The sequence below is a fragment of the Flagellimonas sp. 2504JD1-5 genome, assembly GCF_053618295.1.
Genome location: NZ_JBSIOU010000001.1, coordinates 1632325 through 1651096 on the forward strand (window position 1 = coordinate 1632325; position 18772 = coordinate 1651096).

Annotated in this window: 18 protein-coding genes and 1 riboswitch; of the genes, 16 read left to right on the plus strand and 2 right to left on the minus strand. The window is 39.5% G+C overall.

Annotation, left to right across the window (positions count from 1 at the left end):
• Window positions 1–54 precede the first annotated feature (54 nt).
• The 14 genes from ACULLG_RS07230 (at window position 55) to ACULLG_RS07295 (ending at window position 12729) form a co-directional block, all read left to right on the plus strand.
• Entirely contained in the window at window positions 55–1116 is a 1062-nt protein-coding gene (locus ACULLG_RS07230; RefSeq protein ID WP_452126098.1) for an NAD(P)/FAD-dependent oxidoreductase, read from the plus strand.
• A 206-nt stretch (window positions 1117–1322) separates the two neighbouring features.
• Window positions 1323–1438: riboswitch (SAM riboswitch) on the plus strand.
• 73 nt (window positions 1439–1511) lie between these two features.
• Window positions 1512–2513 (plus strand): homocysteine S-methyltransferase family protein, encoded by a 1002-nt coding sequence (locus tag ACULLG_RS07235; RefSeq protein ID WP_452126099.1) that lies wholly within the window; start codon window positions 1512–1514, stop codon window positions 2511–2513.
• Window positions 2510–5272, plus strand: a complete 2763-nt coding sequence (gene metH, locus ACULLG_RS07240; RefSeq protein WP_452126100.1) for a methionine synthase — start codon at window positions 2510–2512, stop codon at window positions 5270–5272. Before ACULLG_RS07235 ends, metH begins: the two co-directional genes overlap by 4 nt.
• A gap of 2 nt (window positions 5273–5274) precedes the next feature.
• Window positions 5275–6228, plus strand: a complete 954-nt coding sequence (gene metF / locus ACULLG_RS07245) for a methylenetetrahydrofolate reductase [NAD(P)H] (RefSeq protein WP_452126101.1) — start codon at window positions 5275–5277, stop codon at window positions 6226–6228.
• 114 nt (window positions 6229–6342) lie between these two features.
• Window positions 6343–7443, plus strand: a complete 1101-nt coding sequence (locus tag ACULLG_RS07250; protein WP_452126102.1) for an acyloxyacyl hydrolase — start codon at window positions 6343–6345, stop codon at window positions 7441–7443.
• 34 nt (window positions 7444–7477) lie between these two features.
• Window positions 7478–8254 (plus strand): head GIN domain-containing protein, encoded by a 777-nt coding sequence (locus ACULLG_RS07255; RefSeq protein ID WP_452126103.1) that lies wholly within the window; start codon window positions 7478–7480, stop codon window positions 8252–8254.
• A gap of 57 nt (window positions 8255–8311) precedes the next feature.
• Window positions 8312–9382: a serine hydrolase domain-containing protein gene (locus ACULLG_RS07260; protein ID WP_452126104.1), complete on the plus strand. Its 1071-nt coding sequence runs from the start codon at window positions 8312–8314 to the stop codon at window positions 9380–9382.
• A 55-nt stretch (window positions 9383–9437) separates the two neighbouring features.
• Complete coding sequence (locus tag ACULLG_RS07265) at window positions 9438–9671, plus strand: thioredoxin family protein (protein ID WP_452126105.1); 234 nt, start codon at window positions 9438–9440, stop codon at window positions 9669–9671.
• Between the two features lie 45 nt (window positions 9672–9716).
• Window positions 9717–10439 (plus strand): hypothetical protein, encoded by a 723-nt coding sequence (locus ACULLG_RS07270; RefSeq protein WP_452126106.1) that lies wholly within the window; start codon window positions 9717–9719, stop codon window positions 10437–10439.
• A complete protein-coding gene (locus ACULLG_RS07275; protein ID WP_452126107.1) occupies window positions 10439–10702 on the plus strand; it encodes a DUF2024 family protein in 264 nt (87 codons plus the stop codon). Before ACULLG_RS07270 ends, ACULLG_RS07275 begins: the two co-directional genes overlap by 1 nt.
• 55 nt (window positions 10703–10757) lie before the next feature.
• The gene (locus ACULLG_RS07280; protein ID WP_452126108.1) at window positions 10758–11366 is read left to right on the plus strand and encodes a MarR family winged helix-turn-helix transcriptional regulator; all 609 of its coding nucleotides are present in this window, start codon (window positions 10758–10760) and stop codon (window positions 11364–11366) included.
• Window positions 11363–11959 carry a Crp/Fnr family transcriptional regulator gene (locus tag ACULLG_RS07285; protein WP_452126109.1) on the plus strand — a complete coding sequence of 199 codons (597 nt, stop codon included), beginning with the start codon at window positions 11363–11365 and terminating at the stop codon, window positions 11957–11959. Before ACULLG_RS07280 ends, ACULLG_RS07285 begins: the two co-directional genes overlap by 4 nt.
• Window positions 11960–12044: 85 nt before the next feature.
• Window positions 12045–12326, plus strand: coding sequence for a hypothetical protein (locus ACULLG_RS07290; protein WP_452126110.1), 282 nt, complete (start codon window positions 12045–12047; stop codon window positions 12324–12326).
• 1 nt (window position 12327) lies between these two features.
• On the plus strand, window positions 12328–12729 hold the full coding sequence (locus ACULLG_RS07295) for a group III truncated hemoglobin (RefSeq protein ID WP_452126111.1): 402 nt from the start codon (window positions 12328–12330) through the stop codon (window positions 12727–12729).
• Between the two features lie 10 nt (window positions 12730–12739).
• On the opposite strand, the gene ACULLG_RS07300 is transcribed toward ACULLG_RS07295, so the two are convergent.
• Window positions 12740–14170: a pyridoxal phosphate-dependent decarboxylase family protein gene (locus ACULLG_RS07300; protein WP_452126112.1), complete on the minus strand. Its 1431-nt coding sequence runs from the start codon at window positions 14168–14170 to the stop codon at window positions 12740–12742.
• A 123-nt stretch (window positions 14171–14293) separates the two neighbouring features.
• Here ACULLG_RS07300 and ACULLG_RS07305 point away from each other — a divergent pair, with 123 nt between their 5' ends.
• Window positions 14294–15277 carry a response regulator transcription factor gene (locus tag ACULLG_RS07305; RefSeq protein WP_452126113.1) on the plus strand — a complete coding sequence of 328 codons (984 nt, stop codon included), beginning with the start codon at window positions 14294–14296 and terminating at the stop codon, window positions 15275–15277.
• 65 nt (window positions 15278–15342) lie between these two features.
• Complete coding sequence (locus ACULLG_RS07310; RefSeq protein WP_452126114.1) at window positions 15343–17667, plus strand: TonB-dependent receptor domain-containing protein; 2325 nt, start codon at window positions 15343–15345, stop codon at window positions 17665–17667.
• 15 nt (window positions 17668–17682) lie between these two features.
• On the opposite strand, the gene gldA is transcribed toward ACULLG_RS07310, so the two are convergent.
• Window positions 17683–18576: a gliding motility-associated ABC transporter ATP-binding subunit GldA gene (gene gldA, locus ACULLG_RS07315; protein WP_452126115.1), complete on the minus strand. Its 894-nt coding sequence runs from the start codon at window positions 18574–18576 to the stop codon at window positions 17683–17685.
• Window positions 18577–18772 lie beyond the last annotated feature (196 nt).

Sequence of the window (18772 nt, forward strand, 5' to 3'; positions counted from 1 at the left end):
CTGAGCTTGTCGAAGTGCTGTCGAAGGAGCAGTCGAGACCCTTAAACTAAGATTATGATCAAGACAGATATACTAATAATTGGAGCGGGACCAACCGGATTGTTCACGGTTTTTGAAGCAGGATTGTTAAAGCTGAAAACGCATTTGATTGATGCGCTTCCACAACCTGGCGGCCAATGTTCAGAAATCTATCCAAAGAAACCCATTTATGATATTCCTGCCTATCCTGAGATTTTGGCCGGTGATTTGGTGGATAGGTTAATGGAACAAATCAAACCTTTCGAACCTGGATTCACCTTAGGTGAAAGAGCTGATACTTTGGAAAAACAAGAAGACGGTTCCTTTATCGTCACCACAAATAAGGGGACTAAACACCATGCTCCAGTTGTGGTCATAGCAGGTGGATTGGGTTCTTTTGAACCGAGAAAACCACTGATTTCCAATATAGGTGATTTCGAAGATAAGGGCGTAGCTTACATCATTAAAGACCCAGAAGTATATCGAGACAAAAAAGTTGTTATTGCCGGAGGTGGAGATTCGGCTCTAGATTGGGCCATATTTTTAGCTGATGTTGCTTCAGAGGTGGCCCTTGTACATAGGAGAAATGAATTTAGGGGTGCTTTGGATTCTGTTGAAAAAGCTTCAGAATTGGCTAAACTCGGTAAAATTCAATTGTATACTGAAGCGGAGGTAAAAGAATTGCATGGTGAGGATGGGTTAAAGGCAGTTGTCATTAAATATAATGATGAGGCAAAAGGAGAGACCTATGTGGAAACGGACAATTTTATCCCACTTTTTGGACTTTCACCAAAATTAGGGCCTATTGGCAGTTGGGGCTTAGAAATTGAGAAAAATGCCATCAAGGTCAACAATGCCAAAGATTATCAAACCAATATACCTGGTGTTTTTGCCATCGGGGATGTAAATACTTATGAAGGAAAATTAAAACTCATTCTATCAGGATTCCATGAGGCGGCCGTTATGTGTCAATATGCCTACCAGATTATAAATCCTGATAAACGATTTGTTATGAAATATACCACGGTTGGCGGTGTAACCGGATTTGACGGTTCTAAAAAGGAAGCCAAAAAAGAAGTGGTGCAAAGTATAGTCTAAAAGTTTTTTTAGGTTATTTGAGTTAGTCAAACCTTCCACTGTTCCACTTTGGAAGGTTTTAATTAAAAAGAATTCTCCCGATGCAAAGCATCGGAGTTCCGAAAATTGTCATTCCCACAAAAACGGGAATCAAAAAAAGGGGGATTTAAGTTGCTTTTGAGTATAAAGTGTGGTTATTTTGTCCCCAGTTCATTTAAAGATTGAAATTGTTATCAAGAAAGGTGGAGGGATTGGACCCTGCGAAGCCTTAGCAACCCTTTAACTTATAAAGAAGGTGCTAAATTCTACCCACATCGCAAACTCGGTTTGGGAAGGATAACACAGGAAGATTTTCCTTCGTATTCCTACATTTTTCTTGATACCAGATATAACCCTTTATTTAGGGGAATTGTGTTATGAAGAATATAGAAGAAATTTTACAAGAGCGTATTTTGGTATTGGATGGAGCCATGGGAACCATGCTGCAACGCTATAAGTTCGAAGAAGAGGATTTTAGAGGCGAACGCTTTAAAGATTGGGAACATCCTTTAAAGGGAAACAATGATTTACTGTCCTTGACCCAGCCGGAAGCTATTGCTGAAGTCCACAGAAAGTACTTTGCAGCAGGAGCTGATATTGTTGAAACCAATACTTTTTCAGGAACAACAATTGCTATGGCGGATTACCATATGGAAGAGTTAGTTTATGAACTCAATTATGAATCTGCTCGAATAGCTAAAGAAGTTGCTGACGATTTTACCTCTAAAGAGCCCCATAAACCTCGTTTTGTAGCTGGAAGTATTGGTCCAACTAATAAAACAGCCAGCATGTCTCCTGATGTAAACGACCCTGGATATAGAGCTGTCTCTTTTGATGAACTAAGAGAAGCATATAAATTGCAGGTAGAAGCACTTTTGGATGGAGGTTCCGACATCCTTTTGGTAGAAACCATTTTTGATACCCTTAACGCAAAAGCAGCTTTGTTTGCTATTGAAGAGGTAAAGGAAGAAAGAAATATTGAAGTTCCTGTAATGGTTAGTGGAACCATTACAGATGCTTCCGGTCGGACCCTTTCTGGTCAAACGGCGGAAGCATTTTTGATTTCCATTTCCCATATACCCATTCTTTCCGTAGGGTTCAATTGCGCTTTGGGTGCAAAACAATTAGTTCCGCATTTGGAAGTAGTGTCGGCCAAAACGGATTACGGCGTTTCTGCCCATCCAAATGCAGGGTTACCAAATGCTTTTGGTGAATATGACGAATCTCCGGAGGAAATGGCTTCCCAAATCAAGGAATATGTAGAAAAAGGTTTGGTCAACATTGTTGGTGGATGCTGTGGAACTACCCCAGAACATATAAAGGCCATAGCAGATTTGGTAATACAATATCAACCAAGAAAACTAGCCGTTTCCATATGAGCAACCAGAAACCAAGACATTTAAAGCTATCCGGCCTTGAGCCTTTGGTGATTACCCCAGACAGTAATTTCATCAATGTTGGGGAACGAACGAATGTGGCTGGGTCCAAAAAGTTTCTTCGCCTGATCAAAGAGGAGAAATTTGATGAAGCTTTGGATGTTGCCCGACATCAAGTAGAAGGAGGGGCGCAAATCATAGACATCAATATGGATGATGGCCTTATCGATGGAAAAGAGGCCATGGTACGCTTCCTGAATCTTATTGTTGCTGAACCAGACATTGCCCGAGTTCCTATTATGATCGATAGCTCAAAATGGGAAATCATTGAAGCTGGGCTGCAAGTAGTTCAGGGAAAATGTGTGGTCAACTCCATCAGCCTAAAAGAGGGTAAAGAGCAATTTATCCATCAAGCTAAGTTGATAAAACGTTACGGCGCTGCGGTTATCGTAATGGCTTTTGATGAGGTTGGTCAAGCGGATACGTATGAGAGACGGATTGAAATTGCCGAACGCTCCTACAGAATTTTGGTGGATGAGGTCAAATTTGCCCCGGAAGATATCATTTTCGACCTCAATATTTTTCCAGTGGCTACTGGCATGGATGAGCACAAACTGAACGCCTTGGATTTTATCCAGGGAACCAAATGGGTGCGGGAGAATCTACCCCATTGTAGTGTAAGCGGTGGTGTCAGCAATGTTTCCTTTTCTTTCAGGGGGAATAATCCGGTAAGGGAGGCCATGCATTCCGTGTTTTTGTACCATGCAATAAAAGCAGGGATGAACATGGGAATTGTGAACCCTGCTTTGCTGGAGATTTATGATGATATTCCCAAGGATCTTTTAGAACATGTAGAAGATGTGATTCTCAACAGAAGGGATGACGCTACTGAAAGGTTATTGGATTTTGCCGAGACCGTGGTGGGCAAAGCCAAGGAAAGTAAGGTCGACTTGTCTTGGCGAGAAGAGCCTTTACAAGATAGAATAACACGAGCTCTAGTCAAGGGAATTGACCAATATATTGTTGAGGATGTTGAAGAGGCAAGATTGGCGGCTTCCAGACCATTGGAAGTGATCGAAGGCAATTTAATGACCGGAATGAACGTAGTGGGTGATTTGTTTGGTAGCGGAAAAATGTTCCTTCCCCAGGTGGTCAAATCAGCTCGAGTGATGAAAAAAGCCGTTGCTCATCTAACTCCATTTATAGAAGCATCTAAAGATGCAACAACATCCGCCGCTGGTAAAATATTGATGGCAACTGTAAAAGGAGATGTCCATGATATTGGGAAAAACATTGTAAGTGTGGTTTTGGCTTGTAACAATTATGAAATTGTGGATATGGGTGTAATGGTGCCACCCGAAAAAATCATAAATAAAGCGAAAGAGGAGCAAGTTGACATTATTGGTTTGAGTGGTCTGATTACTCCATCGTTGGATGAAATGGTCTTTTTGGCCAAAGAAATGGAGCGCCAACAATTTACCGTTCCGCTTTTAATTGGTGGAGCAACAACCAGCAAAGCCCATACGGCAGTGAAAATTGACCCGCAATACAGCCAAGCTGTGGTGCACGTAAATGATGCATCTCGTGCTGTGACTGTTGTTGGCGATTTATTGCAAAAACAAACCTCTAATGACTATAAAAAATCCATCAAGCTAGATTATGAGAGTTTTCGGGATAAATTCTTGAATCGTACCAAACAAAAAGAATATCTGACTCTTGAGGAAGCTCGAAATAATAAGTTTCAAATTGAATGGAATCCTTCAGATATAACAAAACCCAAAGCACTTGGAATTCAAGTTTGGGAAGATTTTGATTTAAAAAAGTTGTTGGATTTCATCGACTGGACCCCATTTTTTAGAAGTTGGGATCTACACGGAAAATATCCAGACATCCTAAAGGATGATGTGGTCGGGAAACAGGCTACCGAACTTTTTGAGGACGCCCAAAAGATGCTGAAGAAAATATTGGATGAAAAATTGCTAGGAGCAAAAGCTGTTTTTGGACTTTTTCCTGCCAATTCAATCAATGAAGATGATATTGCCCTTCGACTTCGCTCAGGGTCCAAAGATGATAATAAAGGGTCGTTGAGCGGAGCCGAAATGACAGATGAAGTCAGTTCGAGCGCGGTCGAGAACGGTAATGATAAGAAATTTGTTTTCCGTACCCTTCGTCAACAATTGAAAAAAAGAGCAGGGGTCCCAAACATAGCCTTGGCTGATTTTATAGCCCCAGAATCTTCGGGAATTCAAGACTTTATGGGCTGTTTCTGTGTGACCACGGGATTTGGAACCCAAGAGCTGGCCAAGAAATATGAAGAGAAATTAGATGATTATTCCTCCATAATGGTGAAGGCCTTGGCAGACCGCTTGGCGGAGGCTTTTGCAGAGTACCTTCATAAAGAAGTCCGAACAGAACATTGGGGGTATTCAAATAAGGAAAGTTTGTCCAACAATGAGTTGATTGATGAAAAATATCAAGGTATAAGGCCCGCACCGGGCTATCCCGCTTGTCCAGACCATTTGGAAAAGCTCACGATATGGGAATTATTGGGTGTTGAGGAAAAAATAGGTGTAAAACTAACGGATGGTTTGGCCATGTGGCCTGCTGCCAGTGTAAGCGGATATTATTTTGGACACCCACAGGCCAAATATTTTGGATTGGGAAAAATTAAGCAAGATCAGGTAGCAGATTTTGCCAACAGAAAAGGAATTGAACTGGAGAAAGCCCAAAAATGGCTAGCTCCCAATATTGTAGATGAATAATAATGAAAGTAACCGACCACATACAAAAAGCAAAAGGGGAAACACTCTTCAGTTTTGAAATTATCCCACCTGTAAAAGGAAAAAGTATACAGGAACTCTATGACAACATAGATCCATTGATGGAATTTAAACCTCCATTTATTGATGTCACAACCTCCCGTGAAGAGTATGTGTACATTGACCGAGATGGGCTTTTGGACAAAAAACTGACCAGAATGCGCCCAGGAACCCTGGGTATTTGTGCTTCCATTACCCATAAGTATAATGTGGATACCGTTCCCCATGTGTTGTGCGGAGGATTTACAAAAGAGGAAACTGAGTATCTTTTAGTTGATTGTCACTATTTAGGAATTGACAATGTGATGGCGCTTCGTGGTGATGCCATGAAAGAAGAAAAATACTTTTCGGCTACAAGCGGAGGACATAAATTCGCTTCAGATTTGGTACAGCAAATTAGTGATTTGAACAAAGGCAACTATCTTCATGAAGTTATTGAAACTGATAACTGTGCCGATTTCTGCGTAGGTGTGGCCGGATACCCGGAGAAACACATGGAAGCCCCTTCTTTAAAATCCGATTTAAAAAGGTTGAAGCACAAGGTGGATTTGGGAGCCGATTATGTTGTGACCCAAATGTTCTTCGACAATAAAAAATTCTTTGAATTTGTAGATGAAGCTCGAAAAATGGGAATCAACGTGCCCATCATCCCAGGAATCAAACCAATCGCGGTTAAAAGGCATTTACAATTGTTGCCTCAAGTGTTCCGGGTTGATATTCCAGAAGACTTGATTGATGCTGTTGAGTCTTGTAAAACCAATAAGGAAGTAAGGCAAGTTGGAGTAGAGTGGTGTATTCAACAATCTAAAGAGCTTAAAGAAGCTGGTGTACCCGTATTGCATTATTATTCCATGGGAAAATCGGATAATATCAAGGCAATTTCCAAAGAAATTTTCTAAGGCATTTATAGTTTGATACGAATGTTACAAATTTCCTCAAATTGATATTTTCAACAAACACCCAACATTCAACATCTTTCACCCTTCAACCAAATATGTCTATTTTTGCGCCTCATGAAGCGCCTACTTTATTTCTTTGTTTTATTAAGCAGCTTTCATGGATTTTCCCAACAAAAGGAAATCCCTAAAAAGTATGTATTGGATGCCAGCCAGTTTTACGGCTCCGTACTCTTACACAATACGGATATTTCCCATCTGATCACCAATCACCCAGGAGGCTTAATCCTTGGATTTAACCGTAAAAGATTCGGAAATGAAGAATGGGAGTCGCTGTATGGATATCCAGATACCGGATTTTCGTTCGTTTATCAAAACATGAACAATTCCACTTTGGGAGAAAATTTTGGGCTATACGCTCATTACAATTTCTATTTTTTTAAGCGGAATCTGCAGTTTCGAGTGGGTCAAGGAGTGGCGTATAACACAAATCCATATGATAAGAACAACAATTTCAGGAACAATGCCTTTGGATCACATCTGCTAGCGTCAACTCTGGTAATGGTAAACTATCACAAGGAAAATTTGTTCTCAGGACTGGGATTTAAGGCCGGACTTTCGTTGATTCACTACTCCAACGCTAATTTTAAGGCGCCCAATACCTCTACAAATACCATGGCATTGAATGTTGGCTTGACCTATGATTTAGATGGAGGAAGTGCCTATGAATTTATTGAAACAGAATCCAAGGAAAGAATTACCGAACCTATTCGCTATAACCTGGCATTGAGAACTGGGGTAAACGAAAGTGATGTAATCAATTCAGGACGATATGGGTTTTGGATACTTTCGGCCTACGCAGATAAACGATTGGGAAGAAAAAGTGCCATTCAATTCGGAACCGATGTGTTCTTTTCCAATTTTTTAAAGGAATTAATTCGGTTTCAATCCATTGCATTTCCCGAGTTAAACGTAGCATCAGATACCGATTTTAAGCGAGTGGGAGTGTTTGTGGGGCATGAATTGTTCATCAACAAAATGAGTGTAGAGACACAATTGGGGTATTACGTGTATTATCCCTTTGATTTTGAAGGCAAGGTGTATAATAGGATAGGGTTGAAGCGCTATTTTGGAGATAAAATTTTTGGAGCAATAACCTTAAAGTCCCATGGAGCCAAAGCCGAAACTGTTGAATTTGGAATAGGTGTTAGACTTTAGAATTGAGATGAGAGTATTGAGAAAACATAAAAACGTGAAAAATGTCACCTCGAGCGTGGTCAAGAGGTCTTTTTATTTGACTTTGTTTCTCATTTTCTTTGCCTGCAATGGTGAAAACACTCCTGATTGCTTCCAAAATGCTGGAGATTTAGTCAGAAGGACGGTTGAAGTTCCAAGTTTCACGACCATTACCGTTTTCGAGAATATCAATCTGGTCATAAAACAAGGAACCGAACAGCAAGTGGAAATTGAAACTGGGGAATTTTTACAAAATGAAGTTACCGCTCAAGTAGATGACAATCGACTTATATTAAGAAATGAAAACGGTTGTAACTTCATTCGTGATTATGGATTGACTACGGTTTATGTGACTTCACCCAATATTACAGAGATTCGTAGCAGCACAGGATTGCTGATTTCGAGTGATGGAATTTTGAATTACCCAAACCTTAACTTGATTTCTGAAAGTTTTAGTAATCCTGAATTGGAAACCACTGATGGATCTTTTGATATCAATGTGAATACACAGAATATTGGTATAACCACAAATGGACTTGCTTACTTTAAACTTCAAGGTGCTACTACAAATTTTAATGTTTTGGTGGCAGCTGGAGATTCTCGAATTGAAGCAGAAAATTTGATTTCCCAGAATGTAAGCATTAACCACCGTGGGTCAAATGACGTAATCGTAAATCCCCAACAAAGAATTTCTGGTGTGATACGTGGAACTGGAGATGTCATAAGTGTCAACCGCCCACTGGAAATTGAAGTAGAAGAACTTTTTAACGGCCGCCTAATTTTTAGAGATTGACACTCAATGAGGTCAAGCTAGGATTTCTTGTTAAATTCGAAAAGGTAATCCAAGAATTTGAATTCTCTCTTTACATATTTCAAGAACCTTTTTGTTTCCCATCGGGTCAAATCTTTGGAAGGATTAGGAGGAATACAAAAAGCTGATGCAATGCTTCAAAACATGGCTGCTCAAGCAAAAGTTCCTGGAATGGCGGTCACTATCTTAAAAGCCGGAGAAGTAATTCTTGAGAAAGGCTATGGTTATGCCAATCTTGAAAAAAGAGTTCCTGTAACTCCTCAAAACACCATTTTTCGAATCGCAAGCATCTCAAAATGCATTACTGGACTAACCCTGGCCAAGATGGTAGAAGAGGGGTTGGTAGATTTAGATACTTCGTTCTATGAATATGTACCCTACTATCCGAAAAAAGAATATGATTTTACACTTCGGCAATTGGCAGGACATACAGCGGGAATCCGTGCATACCGAGGCAAAGAATTTGCTTTAAATCGTTCTTTCTCCATAAAAGACAGCATTGATGTTTTTAAAAATGATGCCTTGGTTTTTGAATCAGGGAAAAGTTATTTGTATAACAGCTTTGACTTTGTGCTACTTTCCTTAGCCATGCAAGAGGCTGCTGGAACCCCATTTGAAGACTACGTCAAGGAAAAGATTTTGAATCCTTTGGGGTTGCAGAATACGTTTTCACCCCATTTAAATGAGGAAGTGACAAATAGAATCGATGGTCTGGCTGAATTCTACACCAAAACTGCAACCGGTTTTAGAAAGGCAGTCTCTGTCAACAATCACTATAAAATGGCGGGAGGAGGTTACTTATCCACAAGTAGCGATATAGCCAAACTAGGAAGCGAAATATTAAATCCGAAGACGGTAAATCCCAAAATTCTCAGAGAGGTACTTACCACTCAAAACATCAATGGGAATTCGACCTATTATGGTTTGGGTTTTCAGGTTAGTCAAGATGCAATGGGTAAAAGCTTTGTAGGGCACGTGGGCAATAGTGTTGGAGCATATTCCAATTTCTTTGTGTATACTGATGAACAATTAGTGATTTCCATTTTAATCAATTGCACCGACCCCAAAGTGCAAAATGAACTTGATCTCATAAATATTTTATTTAATTAGGAATCCTTACTATATTTGCAAAGCAATATTGCAAAACCCTTAAAAAATAGAAGAAATGAGTAAATCAGTTTTTTATCATGCAGGTTGTCCTGTATGTGTAAGCGCCGAACAAGATTTGGTGAATCTTATCGGTTCGGAGAACGTATCAATTGTCCACGTTGGCGAAAACAAGGAAAAAGTTGGAGAAGCAGAGCGCCTTGGTATTAAATCAGTTCCAGCTTTGGTGACTCCAAATGGCAATGTGCTACACATTAATTACGGCGCATCAATCGAAGATTTAAAAGGTTAATATTTTTTTAACCTATAAAGTTAGGAATCCTAATAAAATAATAAAATGAAAAAAAGAAATTTATTTGTGCTGGGCTTACTACTCAGTGGTGGTCTATTAACTTCCTGTGCTCAGAAAAGTCAATATAACAACAATGACTTTCAAATTAAATCGGTTCAAGTCACTAACAAGGCTGATTTGGGAATTATGATTTGGGAAATTGGCGTCAGTGGTCAAGCTGGAAATACCGTTCCAGTTCCGGCTGGACAATTGGATGGAGCACCCGTTTTGGGCTATGTTTTTCCAACAAGCTTACAACCGACGGATGTTGGTTTTAGTGCTACAGAAGGTATAGTGGCATTGGCCCTAACGTCCCATCCCGATTTTGATGACACCCCTTTATGGGATGAGAACAATGATTCAGTTTTTGATAATGACGGCATAATATGGCACCCTCACTGGGTTGTGCTTACCGAAGACAAGCGCGTAGCTGGTGGACTTTCAGTAAAACAATTCAAGAAAGCCGATGAAACCGTTGTGTTACCACCGACCAACCCTGGTATGCCCATGTATATGGATTCTCCCGGTTATCCGGTAACAACTAAAAGCAATAGCATAAAAGTTGTTGTGCCCCATTACCGGATGAACAACAAAACCGATTTCAATTATGATGGTGTGGCAGCTTTTATGAAGGTCAATACCAGTGTCGAAGATTTACCCATGTTGGGTGTATATGAAGTTTTTAGTGTTGCAAGCGGCGACTTGTCCTTACCTTATACTGTAAAATAATGGAAGTTTCAGTTTGGGATACCTATGTGCCAAGGGAAGATGGAAAAGTGATGCATTTTGACATTTTGGTGCCGTCGTTTTTAACCGATACCGGTATCATTTTTGGATATGGAACGGAATATTTGAAGTCCAAACCTTTTCAGACAGGAATATTATCCACTAATGAATGCCGGTTTTGCCATATGCAATCAGCTCCTGCCAATGTGGTAAAAAACATTGAAGCAGAGGGATATCATATCATTGAAATGGAAAATTGCTCCTAATTTAATTAGGATAACTAACTTTGCCTGTCGAGATTATCGGCAGGCATTGTTCACTATGGATAAAAGAAGCGTTTTTGACCCAGAACAGCAGCAAAATGACCTTTCCAGCAAAATCATTGCCGGGTTGGAGCGTATTTCGCAAGCTTTCAAGGCGCTTTTGTGGGAAAAAGCAAAACAATTGGGGTTAAGTCCTATCCAGATTCAAATCTTGATTTTTGTGGCCTACCATAAAAGTGAATTCAACAATGTGAGCTTTTTGGCTCAGGAATTTAACGTGACCAAGCCTACCATCAGCGATGCCATACGTGTTTTGGTGAAAAAAGAGCTGGTGGTCAAAGACCATTCTTCAAGCGACAACCGAAGCTATTCCATTCTTCTTTCTGGGGAGGGAAAAAAAATAGTTGCAGAAACGGAGCATTTTGCCAATCCTTTGGCGGAGCAATTGGAATTAGTCGATTCTGAAGAGAAGGAAAACCTATTCAAGACTTTGAGCAAATTGATTTATCAATTGAACCAAATAGGGGTATTAACGGTACAACGTACCTGTTTTGCTTGCAAATTCTATCAAAAGAAGGTAGACAATCATTACTGTAACCTACTGGAAAAACAATTGAAGCATTCCGATATTCGATTGGATTGCGTGGAATTTGAAGAAAAAGTATGATTCCAGAAGGAGTTTTGAAAAAATACGGAGCTACCGAGATACCTCTGGAAAAAAAGGAAATCCTTTTTACAATTGATACCTATCCCCGCTATTATTACCAAGTGAACTCTGGCAAAATCAAAATGAACAATTTCAATGAAGATGGAAAAGAGTTCATACAGGGTATATTCTCATCAGGGTCAAGTTTTGGAGAACCTCCGTTGTTTGCTGAATTAAAATACCCAGCTCAAGCAGAAGCCGTGGAGGAAAGCTCAGTCTGGAGATTGGAAAAAGAAAGCTTCTTCAAATTACTCAAGGAAAACCCTGATGTACATTTAGAACTGACCAAGGTGTTGGCCGGACGACTGCACTATAAAGCCACAATGGTGGCCGAGATTTCAACGGAAAGTCCAGAACATCGATTACTGAAGTTGATAGACTATTTCAAGACACATATTCATAAAATACCCAGCGAAGAATCATATTTGGTGGAATTGTCACGTCAACAAATGGCCGACCTTACAGGATTACGCGTCGAAACCGTGATACGAGCTATCAAATCTTTGGAGAAAAAGAATATGGTTCAACTTAAATCGCACAAGATTTTACGTTAGAAGGTAGATTTTATGATTTCAGTCATAAATAATAGCACTTCGACCCCACTAATTTTGTTTCATAATATGACAAATGACAGGTATTATGGAACTCTATCACAAAGGATTGCTCGAATTTGAAAAAAACATGAGCGGCTATGCCGCCATTTTTATCATCGCCCAGAGTTGTTTGGGATCTGTAGCCGCTCTTTATATTCTTGTAAACGGGGTTGCTCCGCTTCAAATGTTCCAATTGTTTTTGATAACCATAGCCTGTATGGGGTTCAATGCTGCGGTGTTATCCCAGCAAAAGCCAAAAGTGGTTTTCAATCTGTTTATTATTAGCATTGTGCTCAGCACCTTGGTATTAATCTTAAATTTGCTCTAATATGTCCAGAAAGCAAATAGAAACAAGGGAAGATGTGAATTTTTTGGTGACCAAGTTTTACCAAAAAGTCAGAAAGGATGCCGATATAGGTCACTTTTTTAATGACATCATTGAAGATTGGCCAGAACATATGGAAAAGTTGACCAACTTCTGGGAAACCAATCTGTTTTTCGTGCAAAAGTATAAGGGCAATCCACTAGTGGTACATGCTGAGGTAGATGAAAAAATGAATCAGACCATAACCAATGAGCATTTTGGAATTTGGTTGCGCCATTGGATTGATACCATTGACACCAACTTCATCGGAGAGAATGCCGAAAAGGCCAAACAGCGAGCTCGAAACATTAGCGTACGTATGTTCATCACCATTTTTGAACACCGTAAACGCTTAGCCTCAAAATAAGGGTTGTTGTTTAAGCGTATTCTTTTGCAAAACCCTCGCAAAGCACCAAGGTTTCCTTTACATCATCCAAGGTAGTTCTTGGGTTAATGAGACACATTCGCAAAACGACCTGCCCGTGCAACAAAGTTGTGACCAAAAGTGCTTTTCGGGATGAGACTACTTTTTCTGAAATGTATTGATTGATTTCGTCCAATTTCTTTTGTGAATGTTTTTTTCCAATCGGATTATACCTGAAATTGATAACGGCCAAAGTAGCTGGAAAAACCACTTCCCATTGACCACTTTTTCGTAAAATGGACTCTGTAGCTTCGGCCAAATCGATATTATAGGCAATCGCATTTCTGAATTCCCGAAGACCGAAGGTTTTAATCGACATATAAAATTTAAGTGCCCTAAACCTCCGGGTCAATTGAATTCCATGGTCATAAAAATTGATTTCAGAGGTGTTTCCTTCTATATCTCTTAAATACTCAGGTTTTTCAGTGAAAGTATGGCTTAAATGTTTATGATTTCGTACCAAAAGACATCCCATCTCATAAGGTTGAAAAAACCATTTATGGGGATCCACTGTCAATGAATCGGCCTTTTCAATTCCCTTCATCAATTGTTTTCCTTTTGGAGATAGAATGGCTGCTGCTCCGTAGGCACCATCAATATGGAACCAAATATCCTCTTTTTTACAAATTTTGGCCAATTCGGGTAGCTGATCTACTGTGCCCGTATTTGTTGTTCCTGAAGTAGCGATTAAACAAAATGGATGTAATCCTTCCAAACGGTCTTTCGCAATACAGTTTTTAAGCTTGTTGATGCTAAACTTGAATTCAATATCGGTAGGAATAATGCGAATTTGCTCCTTTTTGAACCCCAAAACCCGAATAGCCTTAATATTGGAAGAATGGGCTTGATCTGAAAGGTAGATTACAGCTTTCGAAAAATCGTCACCACACTTGATTCGTCGAGCAGTGGTCAAAGCGGTCAAATTGGCCATGGAGCCCCCGCTGGTAAAAATCCCGCCTCCTTTTTTCTGTGGAAAACCAAATATTTTAAGCAACCATTGTATAGTGATGATCTCGAGTTCGGCAGCGGCAGGCGAAGCGACCCATCCACCTGAGAAAATATTGAATCCGGTAGCAAGAGCGTCGGCCATAACACTCACATAATTGCTTGGACCAGGGACAAAGGAATAAGATTTCGGGTGGGACATGTTGGTACTATTGGTCATCACTTTTTCAAGCACAAAATCAAGCACCTTGTCTGCATAGGTGCCGTCTTCCGGAGCTTCTTCAAGAAAAAGAGAGTCCATTTCTTCTCTCGACCCCATCGCGACCGGTAATTTGTCCCTTTGGGAATCAAAATGTTCAACAATGGCATCAACTACCTGATAACCATATGTTTTCATGTCTTCCGAGGATAGTTCAAGCTTGGAATTGTTCCTTTTCATAAACCCAGTTTAGTACTAAACTGCAAAAATACCGATTTGAGTATCGAGATAACATGATATTTGACGTAAAATGGGATTGTTCCTATGATCCAAATCCTTAATTTTATTCAATAAGATTTAGTGATGCACAAACTATTTTTGGTTCTTGTATTGGTTTTAAATGGTATGCAACTTACCGCACAGCAGACTGTCTCAGGATTTGTGAATTTTGATAATTCTGACAACTGGAAGCCTGAAATTTATCTTAGTCAGGTGGATTTGTCGGATGTCGAAAATAATGCACAGCCACAACCCATTGCAATAGCGGATGTTCAAAACAATGGTTTCTTCAAGTTTGATAAAAAACATTTTTCAAAAAGCGACAAAATATATCAGTTGCATGTTCAGCGTATGAGACAAATTGTGAATGACACCGTTGCCAAGAAAGTAACTTTTATGTTGTCCGCACAAGATAAAATCGAATTTAAAAAAGGAACGAAAATTTTTGATGATTACTCCACAACCAACCAAGCCGATCAGGAGTGGCAAAAATTAAAAGACTTTGAATCTAGGTTGGTGAACCAATATTTGGCCAAAGAGGAAATGGTGGTGCCGAGAAAAGTGTTTGTGAAAGATTCTCTGCAAATATTGTTGGTGAAATTGGTTGGAATCAAACAATTGGAAAGCAAAAACCTATTGGAAAAGGATATTGCTGAAAACGAGGTTTATTATCTCAACCTACTTTCCGAATTGCAATCGAGCGATTTAAACCCATCTACCTACGCCTTTTTGGAACGAAAACTGGCTTATTTGACCAATATAGATTTGGAACGAAAATTGGCACAAAGTAAATGGTTGAATGCAGGACTGTTTTTGTTGACTATTGTTTTGGGCATTACGGTAGTGAAAATGAGAAGAAAGCGACATACGGTTTTGGTTTCCGGATTAAGCAAACAAGAGCGAACCATCCGAAACCTAATTCTTCAGGGAAAAAGCAACAAAGAGATTGCCACTGAGCTTTTTATCAGTCTAAGCACAGTAAAGACCCACATCACAAACATTTACAGTAAGTTAAATGTTGCCAACAGAAAGGAACTGCTGCAAAAAAGTACGGGTACTAGTACCTAAATCAGACCTCCAAATTAAGGTGCTAAGCTATTTTCCGAGCTTATTTTGTCTCAAAATGAAATGCTTTGAGACGAATTGGTTTGTTATTTCTTGTATTGGCCCATAGTGCATATACCCAAGATTTATTTAAGGTAGAAGGACAGGTTTTTGATGAAAATGGAACCTCTGTCCCGATAGGTGATGTACTTCTTTTTAAAAAGGGAACAAATGTTATGGAGAAATATGCAACAGTATTGGGAGGCAAATTTATTTTAGAGGAGGTTCAAGAAGGGGGTTATGTGCTTCAGGTTTCAGCCTTAGGTTTTGAGCCATATCAAGAAAGTTTCATTTTGGAAGCAAATCGGATTTTCTCCATAAGATTAAAAGAAGAGACAACAAAATTGGAGGAAGTAGAGGTTGTTGCAGCTAAAAATCCAATTACATATGAAGGCGGAAACTTGAAAGTGGATGTTCAAAATCCATACTTTTCAGCTATCCCCGATCCGTTGGACCTGTTGTCCCGCCTTCCCAATGTGCAAGTATCACCAGATAGGGAATCCGTATCCATTTTAGGCAAGGGAAATCCTTTGATTTATTTAGGGAATCAGCGTATTTCAATGGAGGAGTTTAGTGCATTGCCGATTGATGGGATTGCGACCATTGAGATAATAAATAATCCTTCGGCAAAATACGAAGCAGAAGGCCGCGCTGTGTTGCTGTTAACCATAAAAAAGACCTCAAGCCAAGGTTTGAAAGGAAGCCTACAGGAAACAGCATCAGCAAAACGAAATTTCAATAATTATTTGGGATTCAACTCAAGCTATGCGAACGAAAGATGGACAGCTAGGGGGAATTTGGCGTACAATCAACTGCAACAATGGGAGAGCAACAGCTTTTTATTTGAAATACCGGAAAGGGAAGTTTTGGTCGATTACCTTGTCCTGATTCCGAGAAACGATAGGGTACAACTTAATGGAGGGATGGGCCTATATTTTCAATGGAATGATTCGGACTACCTTTCATTAAATTCAACAATTCGCTCCCAAACCGATGACGCTCCTTTTTTTACGGACACTTTTTTAGTGGATAGGAATGATCAAGAGTTTATCCAAACCCAAACCGGAAATGACAATACAAAAGATTACTATAGTGGATCGTTCAACTTCAATAAAAAATTGAACCATAGTTGGAACCTTTTTACAGGGCTCCAATACTCAGGATTTAAGCAAACTCTGGCTACAGAAATTTCCAATAGTATTGATATGTCAGAATTTATTCTGGATCAAACAAGAGCACAGAAATACCGCATAAATTCATTGGCATTTCGGATTGATGTTGAAAAGACATTTTCGAAAAATTTAAAACTGGAAGTAGGTGCCAATGTGAGTAGAGCCAAGGCGGAAGCCTTCACCAGAATCCAACAGATTTTGACCAATTCAGAGGCACTTATTGATTTTGGTTACGAGGAAAAATTATTTGCTGGTTATGGTTCTCTTTCAGGAAAATTAGGCAGGAAAACTAATTTTGCCACGGGATTGCGCGTTGAGCACAACACAGTTGACGGAGCTATTGCGTCTGACGATTCACCGATTGTTTCCAGAACAAACACCAATTTGTTTCCCAAAGCCAATGTTTCGTTTGTTCTTGATAGTACCAGCACTTTGAGTTTCAACTACGCCAAAAGTATTCGTCGGCCAGATTTCTCACGCACTAGTTCCATTACGGTATTTATCAATCCTTTTTTGGAAGGTTCGGGCAACGTCAATTTAAGACCCACATTGACCAATGAGTTGTCAGCAAACTACCAAAAAGGAAACAAGACCTTTTTTATGACCTATTATCGCAGCACAAATCCTACTAATTTTACCATCTCCTATGATGCCCAAGCCGATACCGCGCTACTTTCATTGGTGAACCTTGACATTGAAAATGGATTTTATGTGGGTGTAACTCTGCCGTATACCAAAGGAATATGGACTTCAAACAACACAGTTTCCCTGAATTATAGCCAACTAAAAGATAATGGGGCCTCTTTTTCCGCTGCCAAGCCCTACATCTATGTATATACCAATCACCAACTGAAGATTGCAAAGGATACCACCTTGGTGTTGGGGGCTTGGGGAATGGGTAGGAGACAAGTGGGTATTTTCAAAAGGAATGGTCTTATGGTTTTCGAAACTTCCCTGTCCAAAACCTTTTTCAAATATTGGGATTGCACCTTGCGGTTCAATGATATTACCAGAGCAATGAATTTTGAAGAAGGGTACACCTTAAATGGGGTTATTGCAGATGGAGTGTATTTTGCAGATGTAAGAGAGGTGGCATTGTCGGTAAAATACCGTTTTGGGGATTCAAAAAAAGCCAAATTTAAAAACCGGGATGTGGATTCAAATTTGGACCGAATAAATTGAGGTTTCCTTGCTCACTTAAGAGGTCAATTCCGTAAACAAACTTTCCAAATTTTTATTTTTTCGACTGAGTTGAAGTGTCTTTAGTTGGTTGTCATGGGCAAAATCGAAAACAGCGGGGCGCATATCCTTTGCAGTGGAAAATGTTAGTTCATACATAAATCCTCCTGTGTTTTTTACTTGAGCAATATGGGGAAGGTTTTGTAAAAGTTGTTCTTCTACCCTGTAATCAAACTCCACCTCAATAATCTGCTCTGTGGCTTCGCGAAGTTCCTCCAGTTTTTTATCGGCTACCAATTCCCCTTTATTGATGATGATCACCCTATCGCAAACGGCTTCAACTTCTTTCATAATATGGGTTGAAAGCAAAATGGTCTTCTGTTTGCCGATGGAACGAATCAGTTTTCGAATTTCTATCAATTGATTGGGGTCAAGTCCAGTTGTAGGTTCGTCAAGAATCAATACTTCTGGGTCATGAAGCAATGCCGCTGCCAAACCTACCCGTTGTTTATATCCTTTGGATAGTTGACTGATTTTTTTGTGCGCTTCAGGGGAAAGTCCGGTTTGTTCTATGACTTCTTCAATTCTTACTTTGGGTGTTTTATGGACATCTGCATTAAAGGCCAAATATTCCTTAACATACATTTCATGGTACAAGGGATTATGTTCTGGTAGATAACCTACGCTGTTTTGAACATTTTTTGCTGCAGCAAGCACGTCATGTCCATTGACGGAGGCTTCTCCATGATCAGCCTTATAATATGTTGTCAATATTCGCATCATTGTGGATTTACCTGCTCCATTTGGGCCCAAAAAGCCGACGATTTCTCCTTTTTCAATTGAAAAAGAGACATCTTTCAACGCTTTTTGTTTTCCAAAAATTTTGGTAATGTTTGAAACGGTAATGGACATGATATGTATTTGAAATCAAAAATACTGTTTTAGAATTCTTAAGGGAAACTTAGAACATAATTTGAATAGGTAGAAGGGTTTTGGATGGATCTTAAGTTCACCTAAAATTCTAAATCCTTAAAAAATCAATACTTCTATGATGCAAAATGTAACAAATTGAACATTTTCGCTAAAAATCGAAAAAATTTTGGGTTTG